Below are 15743 nucleotides of genomic sequence, written 5' to 3' on the forward strand. Positions count from 1 at the left end.
CAGGCTGCATCAGTCAAACCAATTTTTGGCTTTTTCGAAACCGGATTATTGCAACAACTGTAAAAACAATTCAGGTTGTTCAATCATCACCAGGTGCTCCTGACTTTCCAGTACCAGCAGCTGTCTGTGGTTGGCTTTGGTCAATGCTTTGTAATGAGCCCGCGCATCTTTACGCCATTGTTGCAAACCTTCAATGGCTTCAGCATCATCACTGCGGTTGATATAGCCCTGTTCAAAATCAGTATCAACAATCACAATTGCTGTTTTTTCCGGCCAGGTCAGCTGGCTTGCTGTCTGCAGATCCTCGCCATAAACCGCTATCTCCTGAAATAAGTTCACCTGATTCGGGATCTGCTCACGGGCCTCCATAATCTGCTGCAGCCAGCTTTGTTGCGCTTCGCTCAGATTCGGAGCCAATTGCTTGATGTGTTCCAGTTCAACGGTATTCTTTTCCTGTACACGCGCAATATATTTGCCCTCAGATAGAAATTCAGCGTACTTTTGCTGGTTTTCAACAAAAGGGCTGGCATCGGACTGATAACGTGCCACAGAAAACTCGGTTAATACATCCGGGTCCACCAGTAACACCTTCTCAGGAGACCACTTAGGGTAATCAGATAACAGTTTTAAAACCGTCATATTGGATGAAGCAAAGGCCAATATCGAAAACTGCTTAACCCTATATTCTTTGAGTGCGGTATCAACCTGGCTGGCAAAAGCGATATAACCAAGGCCCGGCGATTCACTGCCCAAACCGATTGCCGGTCTGTCGATGGCCAGAACGTTAAATTGCTTTTGCAGTAACGGGGCTACAGTTACCCACCATGCGGCATCGGAATTCCAGTGATCATTTGGGCCTGAAAGTAATACCACCGTGTTATCCGATGGTTGAGAGGCTGGCCAGTAAAATGTTTGAAACTGCTGTTCGCCATCGGAGAGTACTTTTTTATCAGACGAGGCGAAACTACACATAGTCACAACGAGTCCCAATAACAGAAAAATTGAACGACACATTCTGTTGCTCCAGTTATTTTTCGGTCATTTGTGACATAGCCAACAATAAAATCAAAGTCTCAAACGGTCAGCGTCATACTTTTCCGACAAATGACATCAGACAGGCGTTATTGTTGTACATCTGAAAAGCGAGCATTCAATAATTTGGCAAGGTCACCAGGGGATAATTCAATTTCAAGGCCGCGCCGTCCGGCACTGATATAGATGCTTTCCTGCGATTCAGCGGTGCTGTCGATAACAGTGAATAATCGCTTTTTTTGTCCCAGCGGGCTGACCCCTCCCAGGACATAGCCGGTTGCACGTTCCACTTCGACTTGCTCCGCCATTGCCGCCTTTTTAGCCTGACAGGCTTTAGCCATAAGTTTCATACTCAGCATCGAGGATACCGGTATTACCGCCACGGCCAAACGGCCATTGTCCAGTTTAACCACCAGGGTTTTAAATACCCGATTTTCGGCAACACCTAATTTTTCAGCCGCTTCACCACCCCAGGATTCGGCTGCTGTATCATGTTGATATTCGTGGATTTTGTGCGCTACTCTGGCCTTTTTAGCCAGGTTAATTGCTGGGGTCATGATCTTCCTTAATATCTTCGAGATAAGGTTTAAACAGAATTATCAGGCAATCGCCTTTTCATATTGGTCACGGCGGATTTTTAACACGTAGCAACTCTCACCCTGAATTTTTTTGCTTTCAACAAACTTAAAGCCCAGACGGGCATAAAATCGCTGAGCTTTGATATTGTTGGCTATCGGATCCACCAGCAAGGCATGCACATCCGGATTAGCAAAACACAACGCCATGGCAAGTTGCATCATTTGAGTACCGTAACCTTTATTGAGATTCTCCGCTTCTCCAATCCAGATATCAATAGCCCTTAACCTTCGAGAGACATTACCCCAGCGGTGTGCTTCATCGTCATAAGGATCGTAAATTTGCAAAAAACCAATAGGCTGACCATCTTCTTCTGCCATGAGTTGCTCGCGCCACGGTGGTTTGCGTTGCAATTCTTTTTGCCAGTTATAATTGGCGTCTGAGCCCGCATCCACCACATGGGCCTGTTGATGCCACCATTGTAACACCTCAAGGTCTGCTATCGAGGCTGGCCGTAATTGCATGAATATTCCTGGTTAAAAACAACGCGTTAATAACCCAAGTATTGACGATATCAGAGAATTTGCATTACACATAGTCATCAAAGTGCTTCTGACCATCTTTGTCCTTGTATAATCCAGGAGAATCATCTTCCTCAACGATTTTTTGTTTGTGATTAACTTTGGCCGATAATTGTTTCTCTTCGTCATTTAAAGGCCGAAAGCGAGCTTCCTTGTCAACAGGCTTAACGTTTCTTGGCTCGGGCTTGTAGGGAACCCGGCTCAGTCTGGGCAGAATATAAAACAACATATCCCCGGCCATAACATCGCTCCTTTACAATAAGCTTACTTTCTATATCGGTCATATTTCATACAAATCAAGTGTAGAGACCTGTTTTATTCCCGTTTTTGTTTAAAACTTGTATAAAAGATACGATTTTGGAATACCCGTGCGTAAAACAGGCGATTGCATTTTGTCAGAATGTTCGTTATTGTTTTTCACGAAATTTATTACAGCTACCTATTTGGAAAGAATTACCGAATTATGTTTAACCTGAAAGCCTACTCTCACCACCATCATCCAGCGTGACCTTTCAGGTTTATGCCGGAAGGTCTATATGATTGCCTTCCGGAGACTAAATTTAATTGCCCCCGGAAGGAGACTTTCGGGGGTTTTTTCGTTTTAGGGGCCAAACTTTTTAGCATTGATTAACAGGAATGAACCATGACAGATGCCAAAAGACTCAGAATTGCAGTACAAAAATCTGGACGACTTAGCGAGAAAAGTATCAGTTTACTCAAAGCCATTGGCGTGAAACTGGCAATTCAGGATCGTTTGTTAATGGCGCATTCCACCAACATGCCTATCGATCTGATGCGGGTGCGCGATGACGACATTCCCGGTCTGGTGATGGATGGTGTAGTTGATCTTGGCTTTATCGGTGAAAACGAGCTGGAAGAAAAGATGCTGGAACGCCAGTCCGCCGGTAAAAACTACAAATACGAAGTATTGCGCCAACTGGACTACGGTGGTTGCCGTTTATCTATTGCGGTGCCCAATGAGTTTCAATACAACTCGGTGAACTCACTTGCCGGTAAAACGGTAGCAACGACCTACCCTTACCTGCTGGAACGCTTTTTTAAGGAGCAGAAAGTGGATGCCACCTGCGTCATGTTGACAGGCTCAGTAGAAGTGGCACCGCGAGCCGGGCTGGCTGATGCTATCTGCGATCTGGTTTCTACCGGTGCCACACTGGAAGCCAATGGTCTGAAAGAAGAGGAAGTCATCTTCCGCTCCACCGCAACCTTAATTCAAAGACCGCAACCGTTAAGCACTGAAAAGCAAAACCTGATTGACCGACTACTGCCCAGAATCAATGGTGTAATGCAGGCAAAAGAAAGTAAATACATCATGTTACACGCCCCGATTGCCTGTATTGAGGAAGTGAAACAATTGTTGCCAGGCTCTGAAGATCCAACCGTACTGCCATTGGCCGGAAACCAGGAAAGCGTAGCCGTACACGTAGTCAGCCCGGAAAATCTGTTTTGGGAAACCATGGAGCGCTTAAAAGCCCTGGGCTGTCGTTCTATCCTGGTGATGCCCATCGAAAAGATGATGGAATAACCATGTCAGCAATCATGCCAAACCTAATCGACTGGCAACAGGCTGGTCCACAACAGCAACAGACGGCCCTGGCTCGTCCGGTAGCCAGCAATGCCGACAATGTCAGAGTGGCGGTTGCACAGATACTGACCCGCATCAAAAACGAAGGAGACACTGCTCTAAAGCAGCTAACTCTGCAATTTGATAAAGTGCAATTGCAATCGCTGCAACTGAGTGCCGCTGCAACGCAGGCATTAGCCGACAAACTCGATGCTAAGGTGCAAAAGGCCATTGATGTGGCCTATGACAACATTCTGAAGTTTCACCAGAAACAGGCTTATCAGGACTTCGCTACAGAGACATCACAGGGAGTAACTTGTGAACTGCGCTACGCTCCGATAGAGGCCGTGGGTCTGTACATTCCCGGTGGTACAGCGCCCCTGCCATCAACCGTATTAATGGGGGGCGTTGCTGCCAAAGTGGCCGGATGTGAAAAGCGTATTCTGTGTACCCCCCCCAATCAGCAAGGCGAAATCCATCCCGCGATTGCCTATGCCGCTTTGCGCTGCGGTATTACAGAAATCAATCTTGTGGGCGGCGCTCAGGCCATCGCCGCCATGGCATTTGGTACTGAGACAGTCAGCGGCGCTGATAAAATATTTGGCCCGGGCAATGCTTTTGTGACTGAAGCCAAGCAGCAGGTGAGCACCCTGCCCGGTGGCCCAGCAATTGACATGCCGGCCGGCCCGTCAGAAGTATTAGTACTTGCCGACAATACCGCCAATCCAGATTTTGTGGCTTCTGATTTGCTGTCTCAGGCTGAGCACGGCACAGATTCCCAGGCCATCCTGGTGTCTGACAGCCAATCGCTTATTGAAGCAACACAACAGGCAGTTACCCAACAATTGCAAACCTTGAGTCGCAACGAAATTGCCACAGCGGCAATGCAAAATGCCCGCTACATCCTGACCGATTCGGTGGCAACCTCAGTTGCTGTGAGTAACCTGTATGCGCCAGAACATCTGATTGTACAAACTCAGGATGCCAGAGGGTTATTACCCGCCATTAAAAATGCTGGCTCTATATTTCTTGGGAAGTGGTCACCTGAATCAGCGGGTGACTATGCCAGCGGCACTAACCACGTATTGCCTACCTACGGCTATGCCCGCAATTACTCCAGTCTGGGCGTCGCCGACTTTTTGCGACGTTACACAGTACAGGAATTGAGTTTTGACGGACTGCAATTAATTGGTGACGCCATCATGGACCTGGCCGATGCAGAAGGTCTGGATGCCCACAAAAATGCCGTCGCCATACGCTTAGCGGCTCAAGAGGACAAGTAACCTCATGGACAAACAATTTATCGATAATTTAACCTGCGACTTCGTTCGGGATCTCACTCCCTACGAGTCAGCCAGACGTTTATTCAGTGGCGGTAATGATTGGCTAAATGCCAACGAGTCGCCCTTCAGCAATGATTTTAGTCTCGATACACAGCGCTTTAACCGCTACCCTGACTGTCAGCCTGAATCCGTATTAAACGCCTATGCACAATACGCCGGTTTAGACAAAGAACAGGTTCTGGTGTCTCGCGGTGCTGATGAGGGCATTGAGCTATTGATCCGTGGCTTTTGTAATCCGGGCAAAGACAGCATATTAATCTGTCCGCCAACCTATGGCATGTATGCCATCAGCGCCCAGACCTTTAATGTTGATGTGCAAAAAGCCCCGTTAAACAGTGACTTTAGTCTGGATCTTGCGGCACTGGAGAACATTGCTCAGTCAGGTAACTTACCAAAACTGGTATTTTTGTGTTCCCCGAATAACCCGACAGGGACAGTGATCCCACAAAATCAAATTCTGGCGGTGCTGGAGCTGTTTGCCGGAAAATCACTGGTGGTGGTTGATGAGGCATACATCGAATTTAGTAAAGATCAAACCCAAACCCGCTTATTAGCACAATTTCCGCATCTGGTAATTTTGCGCACCCTGTCAAAAGCATACGCACTGGCGGGGATCCGCTGCGGATTCACTCTGGCCAGCAACGACATCATCAAAGTGTTACTCAAGGTTATCGCACCCTATCCGGTGTCAGATCCCGTGGCCCAGATAGCCAGACAGGCGTTATCCAGCTCAGGCGTCGCATTGATGCAGGAGCAGGTAAGTTATCTGCAAAATGAGCAGGAATGGTTGCGCACGCAACTGGCAAGCCTGCCGGGTATGCAACTGCAAGGTGACAACAAGGCTAACTTTTTGCTGTATCGCTGCCAGAGAAAAGACGCTCTGATGCAATACCTGGTGCAAAATGGCGTGCTTATCCGCGACCAGTCAAAACAAATTTTATTACAGGATTGCCTGCGCATCACAGTGGGTAATCGCGAAGAAAACCAGCGTCTGGTGGCGCTTATTCAACAGTTTTATCAAGAAGGACAAGCCGCATGAGCCAGCAAGCTATTTTATTTATCGACCGGGACGGCACGTTAGTAGAAGAGCCGCCCATCGACAAACAGTTAGATACCCTGGAAAAGCTGGTGTTTGAACCCAATGTCATTCCGGCACTCCTAAAATTACAGTCTCAGGGGTTCAGACTGGTTATGGTGTCCAATCAGGACGGTCTGGGAACCGACAGCTTTCCACAGGCTGACTTTGATGCGCCTCACGACAAAATGATGCAACTATTTGAAAGTCAGGGCGTGCACTTCGACGAGGTATTAATCTGTCCGCATTTTCAGGAAGACAACTGCAGTTGCCGCAAACCAAAGCTGGGACTGGTACAAAGTTACCTCACAGAAGGTAAAGTGGATTTTACCCGCTCCTGGGTTATCGGCGATCGCGATACCGATATTCAACTGGCACAAGCCATGGGTATTCGCGGCATCAAATACAATCGCGAAACCCTGAACTGGTCTCACATTGTAGAACAATTTAATCAGTCAGAGCGCACCGCAACTGTGGTGAGAACCACTTCAGAAACCGATATCCGTGTCGACGTGGACTTAGACAAGCAAACAAAATCCAGTATCAATACCGGCATTGGCTTTTTTGATCACATGCTGGACCAGATTGCTACTCACGGCGGTATTACCCTGAACGTCAATGTTGACGGAGATTTGCACATAGATGACCACCACTCAGTAGAAGACACCGCACTGGCTATTGGTGAAGCATTGCGCAAAGCGCTGGGCGATAAACGCGGTATTGGCCGTTTTGGTTTTGCCCTGCCAATGGATGAATGCCGCGCTGAGTGCGTACTGGATATTTCGGCCCGCCCCTTCTTAAAGTTCGATGCTGATTTTAGTCAGGAAAATGTCGGTGAGCTGAATACTCAAATGGTGGGTCACTTTTTCCGCTCGCTAAGTGACAGCATGGGCATCTCCTTACACTTATCCACGACCGAAGGTAACGCCCACCATCAGGTAGAGAGCCTGTTTAAAGTGTTTGGCCGGGCATTACGTCAGGCGGTTACTAAACAAGGTGATGTGTTACCCAGCAGTAAAGGAGCGTTATAAATGAGCCAGAATCTGGTTATTGTGCACACCGGCTGTGCCAATATTTCCTCATTACAATTTGCGGTAGAGCGCCTGGGTTATAAAGTATTAGTTACTGATGACCCGGCCAAAATTACCGCCGCTGATAAGGTATTTCTGCCGGGTGTTGGCGCCGCCGCCGCGGCCATGCAACAAATTACCGAAAAAGGACTGACCGACTGCTTAAAGTCTTTAACTCAACCTGTTTTGGGAATTTGTCTGGGCATGCAGTTACTCACTCGACATTCCGAAGAAGGCGATGCTGAATGCCTGGGCCTGGTGGATACACAAGTCAAATTGATGCAATCAGACACCCTGACTCTGCCTCACATGGGCTGGAATCAAATTCAGGTAGCACAAGATAGACCACTGTTTCACAACATCGACAGTGGCAGCTGGTTCTATTTTGTACACGGCTACTGTGTACCCGTGGGGCCACATACATTGGCCAGCACGGATTACAGCCAGCCATTTTCTGCCAGTATCCGCAACAACAATGTCTATGGGGTACAGTTTCACCCTGAGCGTTCTGGTGATGCCGGTGCACAACTGATTAAAAACTTTATTGAGCAGATTTAAGGACACAGCGTGATTATTCCAGCAATTGATTTAATAGACGGCAGTGTCGTCAGGCTCTACCAGGGCGATTACCAACAACAAACACAATACCAACTGGCCCCGGTGGACGTGGTGCACAGTTATGCCGATCAAGGTGCCGAGTGGCTGCACATCGTTGATTTAACCGGCGCCAAAGATACCGATAAACGCCAGCTTAGCCTGATCAAAAAAATGGTGGCGACTCAACGCATGCAATTTCAGTGTGGCGGCGGCATACGCAGCGAACAGGACGTGCAACAACTTCTCGATATCGGTGTGGCTCGTGTGGTGATTGGCTCACTCGCGGTCAAAAACCCGGACCTTGTGCAATCCTGGATGCAAAAATACGGTGCCCAACACTTTGTACTGGCCCTGGATATCAACATCAACGCAGCCGGTGAAAAACGCATCGCGACCCATGGCTGGCAGGAAGACAGCGGTGTTGAACTGGGTAAGCTGTTACAAAGCTATCTGGATTTTGATGTCGAACAGGTACTGTGTACCGACATCAGCAAAGACGGTACCCTGCAAGGCCCCAACTACGAATTGTATCAGGAGATGGTGCAGCAATTTCCTTCAGTGAACTGGCAGGCTTCCGGTGGTATTGGCAGCCTGGACGACATCGAAAAGCTGAAGCCTACGAAAGTTCAGGGCGTGATTTTAGGCCGGGCCTTGTTGGAAGGTAAGTTTACTGTCGAGCAGGCCATCGCTTTATGGCAGCAACGGGGAGCACAATAATCATGTTAGCAAAACGCATTATTCCCTGTCTGGATGTGCGCGATGGCCTGGTGGTCAAAGGCGTCCAGTTTCGCAATCACGAAATCATTGGTGACATAGTACCACTGGCAGAAAAATACGCCGAAGCCGGTGCCGATGAGTTGGTATTTTATGATATCACAGCCTCCAGTGATCAACGGGTGGTTGATAAAAGCTGGGTGACTCGTATCGCTAAAGTCATCGACATCCCCTTTTGTGTCGCGGGCGGGATCAAAACCCTGGAGGATGCGCAAACAATTCTGGAAATGGGGGCTGACAAGATTTCTATTAATTCGCCAGCGCTGGCCAATCCAGAATTGATCACCCAACTGAACCAACGCTTCGGCAAGCAATGTATTGTAGTGGGCATAGACAGCTATTTTAATGCTGATAGCAATACTTACGAGGTGTACCAGTTCACCGGTGATGAAAAGCGCACGCAAAATACCGGCAAGCAAACCGCCGACTGGGTAAAAGAAGTGCAACAACGGGGCGCCGGAGAAATCGTGTTAAATTGCATGAACCAGGACGGTGTCAGAAAGGGCTACGACCTGGCGCAATTACAAAATATTCGTGCCATTTGTTCAGTACCGCTTATCGCTTCAGGCGGTGCAGGTGAAATGGTGCACTTTAAAGATGTATTTGAACAAGCCAATGTCGATGGCGCATTAGCCGCATCGGTATTTCACAAGGGCATTATTGCTATCCCTGACCTGAAACAATATTTAATTGAACAACAAATAGAGATACGTCCATGCGCATAACTACAGACAATATTGAACAACTGGCCTGGGATAAAATGGACGGCTTACTGCCTTGCGTAGTGCAGGATAGCTATACAGGTTCTGTACAAATGTTGGGCTATATGAATCAGGCAGCGCTGGAAAAAACCCTTACTACAGGTAAAGTCACCTTTTACAGTCGCTCCAAACAACGCCTCTGGACCAAAGGCGAAACCTCGGGAAACACGCTGGATTTAACCAACATAAGCGCAGATTGCGACAAGGATGCCTTGCTGGCGCTGGCGAAACCCAATGGGCCAACCTGTCATTTGGGCACGCCCACCTGCTGGGATGCGGCCGAAAGTGCGGATTTCACCTTTTTAGCTGAGCTGGAAAAGTTACTGGCTGAACGCAAAAATGCCGATCCGGACAGTAGCTATACAGCAAAGCTGTACCAAAAAGGCATTAAACGCATAGCCCAGAAAGTGGGTGAAGAAGGCGTTGAAACCGCCCTGGCCGCTACGGTTAACGATCTGGAAGAGCTCAAAAATGAATCCGCTGATTTGCTTTATCATTTGATGGTATTGATGCAGGCCAGTGATCTGTCGTTGCAGGACAGTATTCAGGTGCTCAGAGAGCGTCATAAATAAGCGAATAATGAAAAAATATGAGGCTGGCCTCCGCTGTCAGCCTCAGTTTTTGTGAAAACCAAACTATTTATCCCCTAAAACCATTCACTTATCCCAAATTCATGTTTTGGCATAATTTATTTCACATTTTGATGTTATATTGGCCGATAACAAATAATAAACAACGATGTTGATGATTAGTCATGGTGAATCTGGAATACAAGGGATTTCTGGGGAGTCTGAATTTTCATTCTGATGCCTGTTATTACTTTGGTAATCTGCAACTTAAGCGGGACAAAGTGATGTATCAGGCCGCGTCTATTGCTGAACTGGAAAACAGCTTCAGAAATTCTGTAGATAATTATTTGGCAGACTGTGCCGCCTTTGGAATTGAACCCGGTTAGTGATCCTTTTTATAACCTGCGGCGTAACCAATTACAGCACCCTTCAGTGCTATTTGTGTGTTCTTCTCAGCTCGTCTTATGGCGAGCTTTTTTATCCACATTCCCTTTGCAGATCATAATAACCGGTCTTTAGTATTTTATTAACTCTGGCCTTCACTGAAGCCACTTCAGTATCGTCTACACGTTGTAACAAGCTGGCCACTTCTGACTGATAATAAGGATACTGCAATGCCACTTCGTGGATACCATTGTAAGCCCAGGCCCGTACAAATTTCCGGGAATTATCGAGCAGCGCTTTTAAGTTTTGAAACAGGTTATGGCTGACTTCACTGGCGATACTGATTTGGGATAATGATTGCAGAATGTGTAAGCGACTTTCCCAGTGCTGCATCTGCATAAAGCAATCCAGAACCTGAGTGCTGTGCGCTTCATCCAACTGGAAACCCTGTTCAAGATGGTGTTTTAGAATCCATGAGGCTGCCTGATCGCTTTCAGTTTGTTTCAGGCAGGCAATCAGCTTGCTCTCAAAGCGTCGGGTACACTTAAAATGCTCATAGGTATTGAGCAATTCTTGAGTATTTGAGGCATCACACCACATCAGAGCTTGCTGAAACGACACCGGTCTGGCTTCCTGAAATCAATGAGCAGCCACATTACCATCAAGCCGGTAAGATCACAAAGCTTTGTAGATATTTTCAGCAACGGTGCAAACGACAAATACTCCGGATATGCTTTACCAGTCGATACCCTTTTGCACTTTAATACCGGCTTCAAAAGCATGTTTTGTATTGTTGATCTCGCTGATTGTGTCTGCCATTTCGAGCAATTGCTTATGGGCACCGCGTCCTGTGACAATCACATGCTGTTGTTCCGGTCGATGACTGATAGCGTCAAGCACTTCGTCTAAATCCAGGTAATCGTAGGACAACATATAGGTGATTTCATCCAACATCACCACATCAATCGTCGGATCTGCTAACAACTTTTTAGCTTCTTTCCAGACCGTTTCAGCGGCTGCAATATCCTTTTCCCGATCCTGAGTGTCCCAGGTAAACCCGGTATTCATTACAGCGAAACTTACACCGACTTTTTCCAGTAAGTTGCGTTCACCACATTCCCAGTTGCCTTTAATAAATTGCACCACACCCGCTGACAGACCATGGCCAACAGCTCGCGTAATCATGCCAAATCCGGAGGTTGATTTGCCTTTACCATTGCCTGTCAGCACCAGCAACAAGCCTTTGTCGTCCGTTGCGGCGGCAATTTTAGCGTCTACCTTTTCCTTCAACCTGGCCATTCTGGCCTTGTGCCGTTCATTGCGAACTTGTTGTTTTTTATCCGTGTTGTCCAATGATATATCTACCTTATTTCTATTAAATATATTATTTATCAGCTAGTTACGATTATTTATAGATTTTTTTAAATTTTTCTCTTGAATGAATCGGCCGCCAACCTATCTATTTATCAACGACGCTGATGAGGGTCGTAAAACTGCCGCCATAACGGGGCAATTTTTTAACATCTTAACATATTGCTTAACGAGGATATGACTATGCGTACTATTGATTTATCACCACTATACCGTTCTTTTATCGGTTTTGATCACCTGGCATCCATGATAGATGCGGCTTCTCAAAACGAAAAACAAACCAGCTACCCTCCCTATAACATTGAGTTGTTAGAGGAAGACAGATATCGCATTACTATGGCCGTTGCCGGTTTTGGTCAGGACGATATTACCATTGAAGTGCAGGAAAACACCCTGACAGTAACAGGTAAAAAAGACAGCAAAGAAGCACAAAACGAAAAACGCTTTTTGCACAAGGGTATTTCCGAGCGTAACTTCGAACGCAAATTCCAACTGGGTGATCACGTAAAAGTGTTAACTGCAGATATGGAACATGGCTTATTGCATATTGATCTTGAACGGATCATTCCCGAAGCGAAGAAGCCAAGAAAAATTGAAATTGGCAGCAATTTGCTGGAAAGCAAATAAACGCAACTTAGTGAATTGTGTGTTTCCCATAAACCCCGGCTTGCCGGGGTTTTTCTGGTTTAGATACGCGATGATTCGGTATACAGGGGTAACAAGTTGGCTACGATCAAAATCAGGAAAATAATAAAGGTAGAAAGCGTGCCAAAAAAACGCTGCCAACTGACACCAAAATGATGGCGCAATCCATAGGCATGCATCAACCTGGCAGCGATTAGCCACCAGCCACAGACATGCAGTAAGATTCCCGTGGTGCCATTGAGTTCGGCAATACACATTAACAGCAGTGCAAAAGGCACATATTCCACAAAGTTGCCGTGGGCGCGCATCACCTGCAACATATGTTTGTCACCACCATCCCCCAGTCCCACCTGACTTGAGCGTCGCTGAACAATTACCATAACTGAAAGATACAAATAAAATGCGGCTAAGAGACTGCCGTAGAAGGCCGTTATCGGAAGTAACATAGGGTTGCCTGAGTGTTTTTTATAAATTGTAGCCCTGAATGAAGATAAAAAAAAACCCACTGACGTGGGTTTTTCAAACACTTTACAGTTTAGCCAAGTAATTTACCTAACTTTTCGCTGACTTCCGCAACGGGTTGTGAGCCATCAATCTTGTGATATTGGCAGTTTCCGGCGTCCGCCTCCGCTTTGTAATAGTCTACTAGCGGTTTGGTTTGCTCGTGGTAAACACCCAAACGCTTGCGCACTGTTGCTTCTTCATCATCAGGACGGATAACTAAATCATCGCCGGTTACATCATCTTTACCTTCAACTTTAGGTGGATTGTAGCTGATGTGGTAAACGCGACCTGAACCTGGATGCACACGACGGCCAGCCATACGCTCAACGATAATTTCGTCATCAACGTCAAACTCAATACAGTGATCGACTGTAATACCGGCATCTTTCATTGCATCAGCTTGCGGAATGGTGCGAGGAAAACCGTCTAACAGGAAACCTTTCTGGCAATCTGCCTGAGCAACACGCTCTTTAACCAAACCAATAATAATTTCGTCAGAGACAAGTTTACCCTCATCCATGACTTTTTTGGCCGCTAAACCTAACTCTGTACCCGCTTTAATGGCTGCGCGCAGCATATCCCCAGTTGAAATTTGAGGAATACCGAACTTGCCCATCAGAAATTGGGCCTGAGTGCCTTTACCTGCACCGGGTGCACCGAGAAGAATGATGCGCATACTGTTTGTCTCCCTAGACTGAACCGACAAAAATTAAAAATTAATCCGAAACTTTACACATTCAATGACAGCGAAACAAGGCTAAATGCCCGACTTACGGAGAATTAGTGGTAAAGCCAGTGAAATTTACATTTACACCAATAAAAAAGGGCAGATACTTCTGCCCTGTTCAGGATAAATTATGGTTATTTAGCCAAATCTAACAACAGACTGTTCAACTGCTTCACAAAGATGGCTGGATCTTTCAGATTACCCTGCTCGGTTAATGACGCCTGATCCAGGATAACATTGGCCCACTTGCCAAACTGTTCTTCATCCTGCACATTCGCCATTACCTTAATCAAGGCGTGCTCCGGATTGACCTCCAGATCGTACTTCATCTCAGGAACGGCCTGACCAGCTGCTTCCATCAACTTCTTCATCTGAGTTGTCATACCAAATTCGTCAGCCACCACACAGGCCGGAGAGTCTGTCAGACGATGAGAGAACTTCACGTCTTTCACCTTATCGCCCAGTGCTTCTTTGATGCGGTCAGTTAAACCTGCCACTTCTTTTTCAGCTTCTTCCTGTGCTTTTTTGGTTTCTTCGTCTTCAAGATCACCTAAATCCAGGGCACCGCGTGCAATAGACTGGAAAGACTTTTCGTTAAACTCCGTCAGGTGTGACATTAACCATTCATCGATGCGGTCAGCCATCAACAATACTTCAATGCCTTTCTTCCTGAAAATCTCCAGGTGAGGGCTGTTTTTCGCTGCTTCATAGCTGTCAGCTGTCACATAGTAAATCTTTTCCTGACCTTCTTTCATCCGTCCGATGTAGTCTGCCAGCGAGACGGTTTGAGCGCTGGAATCTTCATGAGTAGAAGCAAAACGCAACAGGCCAGCAATCTTTTCTTTGTTAGCGAAATCTTCGGCCGGGCCTTCTTTTAATACATTGCCAAACTCATTCCAGAAACCCTGATATTTTTCTGCGTCATTTTTAGCGATGCGTTCCAGCATCTGCAATACTTTCTTGGTGCAGGCCTGACGCATAGACTGCGTCACTTTATTGTCCTGCAGAATTTCACGAGATACGTTCAGTGGTAAATCGTTGGAATCTAACAAGCCCTTCACAAAACGCAGGTAAACCGGCATAAATTGCTCTGCGTCATCCATGATGAATACGCGTTGAACATAGAGTTTAAGACCGTGACTTTGATCGCGATTCCACAGGTCGAATGGCGCCTTGGTTGGGATATACAGCAGTGATGTATATTCGTTTTTACCTTCTACCTTGTTGTGCGACCAGGTTAGCGGATCGCCAAAATCATGGGAGATATGTTTGTAAAACTCTTTGTATTCTTCTTCGCTGATATCTGACTTGTCGCGGCTCCAAAGCGCAGTTGCTTTGTTAATTGTTTGCCACTCGCCCGGTACCGCTTCGATTTTTTCACCGTCTTCGCCTTCAGACTCAGGTACTTCCTCTTTCCAGGTTTCTACCGGAATAGAAATGTGGTCAGAATACTTAGTAACGATAGACTTTAAACGCCAGTCATCGAGGAATTCTTTTTCATCGTCGCGCAGGTGCAGAATGATGTCAGTACCACGGTTGGCCTTTTCAATAGTGGCAACCGCAAACTCACCTTCACCTTCAGATATCCATTCAACACCCGCAGCAGCGTCATCACCGGCTTTACGGGTTCTGACAGTCACTTTGTCGGCGACGATAAAGGCAGAATAGAAACCAACACCGAACTGACCAATCAGTTGCGAGTCCCGTGCCTGATCGCCAGACAACTTGCTGAAAAACTCTGCAGTACCTGATTTAGCGATGGTACCCAGGTGAGTGATAACTTCGTCTTTTGTCATCCCGATACCGTTATCGGAAATCGTCAGAGTACCGGCGTCTTTGTCGATGCTTAAACGCACCCGCAAATTACCATCATTCTCATACAGGCTATCGTTCGACAACGCGTTAAAACGCAATTTGTCTGCCGCGTCTGCAGCATTGGAAATAAGTTCACGTAGGAAAATCTCTTTATTAGAATAAAGAGAGTGAATCATTAATTGCAGAAGTTGTTTTACTTCTGTTTGAAAACCGTGGGTTTCATGTTGCACAGCGTCAGCCATTGCTTTTCTACTCCTGATATAACTTGAATATCAATAAACCAATGCAAACTGAGCGGTGACACAAGTCTGCGTCAGGCATTGCGAGAGCCGCGGCT

At 46.6% G+C, this 15743-nt stretch carries 19 protein-coding genes and 1 other annotated feature; of the genes, 10 read left to right on the top strand and 9 right to left on the bottom strand.

Translation table 11 applies throughout. The annotated features are described in order from the left end of the window. Nucleotides 1-45: 45 nt before the first annotated feature. The 4 genes from AC0J20_RS10470 to AC0J20_RS10485 form a co-directional block, all read right to left on the bottom strand. The gene (locus tag AC0J20_RS10470) at nt 46-1014 is read right to left on the bottom strand and encodes an alpha/beta hydrolase (protein WP_473021618.1); all 969 of its coding nucleotides are present in this window, start codon (nt 1012-1014) and stop codon (nt 46-48) included. Nucleotides 1015-1121: 107 nt separating this feature from the next. Further along, nucleotides 1122-1589 carry a Cys-tRNA(Pro) deacylase gene (gene ybaK / locus AC0J20_RS10475; RefSeq protein WP_473021619.1) on the bottom strand — a complete coding sequence of 156 codons (468 nt, stop codon included), beginning with the start codon at nt 1587-1589 and terminating at the stop codon, nt 1122-1124. 42 nt (nt 1590-1631) lie between these two features. After that, nucleotides 1632-2132 (bottom strand): GNAT family N-acetyltransferase, encoded by a 501-nt coding sequence (locus tag AC0J20_RS10480; RefSeq protein ID WP_473021620.1) that lies wholly within the window; start codon nt 2130-2132, stop codon nt 1632-1634. Nucleotides 2133-2196: 64 nt separating this feature from the next. Next, on the bottom strand, nt 2197-2430 hold the full coding sequence (locus AC0J20_RS10485) for a hypothetical protein (RefSeq protein WP_229528777.1): 234 nt from the start codon (nt 2428-2430) through the stop codon (nt 2197-2199). 245 nt (nt 2431-2675) lie between these two features. Continuing rightward, nucleotides 2676-2789: a sequence feature (His leader region), on the top strand. 43 nt (nt 2790-2832) lie between these two features. Between AC0J20_RS10485 and hisG the strand changes: the two genes are divergently transcribed. The 9 genes from hisG (at nt 2833) to AC0J20_RS10530 (ending at nt 10346) form a co-directional block, all read left to right on the top strand. Further along, on the top strand, nt 2833-3732 hold the full coding sequence (gene hisG, locus AC0J20_RS10490; protein WP_229528776.1) for an ATP phosphoribosyltransferase: 900 nt from the start codon (nt 2833-2835) through the stop codon (nt 3730-3732). Between the two features lie 2 nt (nt 3733-3734). Further along, on the top strand, nt 3735-5054 hold the full coding sequence (gene hisD, locus AC0J20_RS10495) for a histidinol dehydrogenase (protein WP_473021621.1): 1320 nt from the start codon (nt 3735-3737) through the stop codon (nt 5052-5054). Between the two features lie 4 nt (nt 5055-5058). Beyond that, nucleotides 5059-6153: a histidinol-phosphate transaminase gene (hisC, locus tag AC0J20_RS10500; protein WP_473021622.1), complete on the top strand. Its 1095-nt coding sequence runs from the start codon at nt 5059-5061 to the stop codon at nt 6151-6153. Next, nucleotides 6150-7220 (top strand): bifunctional histidinol-phosphatase/imidazoleglycerol-phosphate dehydratase HisB, encoded by a 1071-nt coding sequence (gene hisB, locus AC0J20_RS10505; protein WP_473021623.1) that lies wholly within the window; start codon nt 6150-6152, stop codon nt 7218-7220. The genes hisC and hisB overlap by 4 nt, the downstream gene beginning before the upstream one ends. Then, entirely contained in the window at nt 7221-7817 is a 597-nt protein-coding gene (gene hisH, locus AC0J20_RS10510) for an imidazole glycerol phosphate synthase subunit HisH (protein WP_473021624.1), read from the top strand. Between the two features lie 9 nt (nt 7818-7826). Beyond that, nucleotides 7827-8573 carry a 1-(5-phosphoribosyl)-5-[(5-phosphoribosylamino)methylideneamino]imidazole-4-carboxamide isomerase gene (gene hisA, locus AC0J20_RS10515; protein ID WP_473021625.1) on the top strand — a complete coding sequence of 249 codons (747 nt, stop codon included), beginning with the start codon at nt 7827-7829 and terminating at the stop codon, nt 8571-8573. A 2-nt stretch (nt 8574-8575) separates the two neighbouring features. After that, a complete protein-coding gene (gene hisF / locus AC0J20_RS10520) occupies nt 8576-9355 on the top strand; it encodes an imidazole glycerol phosphate synthase subunit HisF (RefSeq protein ID WP_473021626.1) in 780 nt (259 codons plus the stop codon). Next, entirely contained in the window at nt 9346-9963 is a 618-nt protein-coding gene (gene hisIE, locus AC0J20_RS10525) for a bifunctional phosphoribosyl-AMP cyclohydrolase/phosphoribosyl-ATP diphosphatase HisIE (RefSeq protein WP_473021627.1), read from the top strand. Before hisF ends, hisIE begins: the two co-directional genes overlap by 10 nt. A 182-nt stretch (nt 9964-10145) precedes the next feature. Continuing rightward, a complete protein-coding gene (locus AC0J20_RS10530) occupies nt 10146-10346 on the top strand; it encodes a hypothetical protein (RefSeq protein WP_473021628.1) in 201 nt (66 codons plus the stop codon). Between the two features lie 91 nt (nt 10347-10437). Here AC0J20_RS10530 and AC0J20_RS10535 read toward each other — a convergent pair whose 3' ends face one another. Together AC0J20_RS10535 and cobO are read right to left on the bottom strand one after the other, a co-directional pair. Continuing rightward, the gene (locus tag AC0J20_RS10535) at nt 10438-10965 is read right to left on the bottom strand and encodes a hypothetical protein (protein ID WP_473021629.1); all 528 of its coding nucleotides are present in this window, start codon (nt 10963-10965) and stop codon (nt 10438-10440) included. 114 nt (nt 10966-11079) lie between these two features. Next, nucleotides 11080-11697, bottom strand: coding sequence for a cob(I)yrinic acid a,c-diamide adenosyltransferase (gene cobO / locus AC0J20_RS10540; RefSeq protein WP_473021630.1), 618 nt, complete (start codon nt 11695-11697; stop codon nt 11080-11082). A 201-nt stretch (nt 11698-11898) separates the two neighbouring features. Here cobO and AC0J20_RS10545 point away from each other — a divergent pair, with 201 nt between their 5' ends. Further along, a complete protein-coding gene (locus tag AC0J20_RS10545; RefSeq protein WP_473021631.1) occupies nt 11899-12342 on the top strand; it encodes an Hsp20 family protein in 444 nt (147 codons plus the stop codon). A gap of 59 nt (nt 12343-12401) precedes the next feature. Here AC0J20_RS10545 and AC0J20_RS10550 read toward each other — a convergent pair whose 3' ends face one another. The 3 genes from AC0J20_RS10550 to htpG form a co-directional block, all read right to left on the bottom strand. Next, the gene (locus AC0J20_RS10550; protein ID WP_229528765.1) at nt 12402-12806 is read right to left on the bottom strand and encodes an MAPEG family protein; all 405 of its coding nucleotides are present in this window, start codon (nt 12804-12806) and stop codon (nt 12402-12404) included. A gap of 89 nt (nt 12807-12895) precedes the next feature. Next, nucleotides 12896-13540, bottom strand: coding sequence for an adenylate kinase (gene adk / locus AC0J20_RS10555; protein WP_229528764.1), 645 nt, complete (start codon nt 13538-13540; stop codon nt 12896-12898). Nucleotides 13541-13725: 185 nt separating this feature from the next. Beyond that, complete coding sequence (gene htpG / locus AC0J20_RS10560; RefSeq protein ID WP_229528763.1) at nt 13726-15648, bottom strand: molecular chaperone HtpG; 1923 nt, start codon at nt 15646-15648, stop codon at nt 13726-13728. Nucleotides 15649-15743 lie beyond the last annotated feature (95 nt).

The sequence above is a fragment of the Planctobacterium sp. R6 genome, from assembly GCF_055755215.1.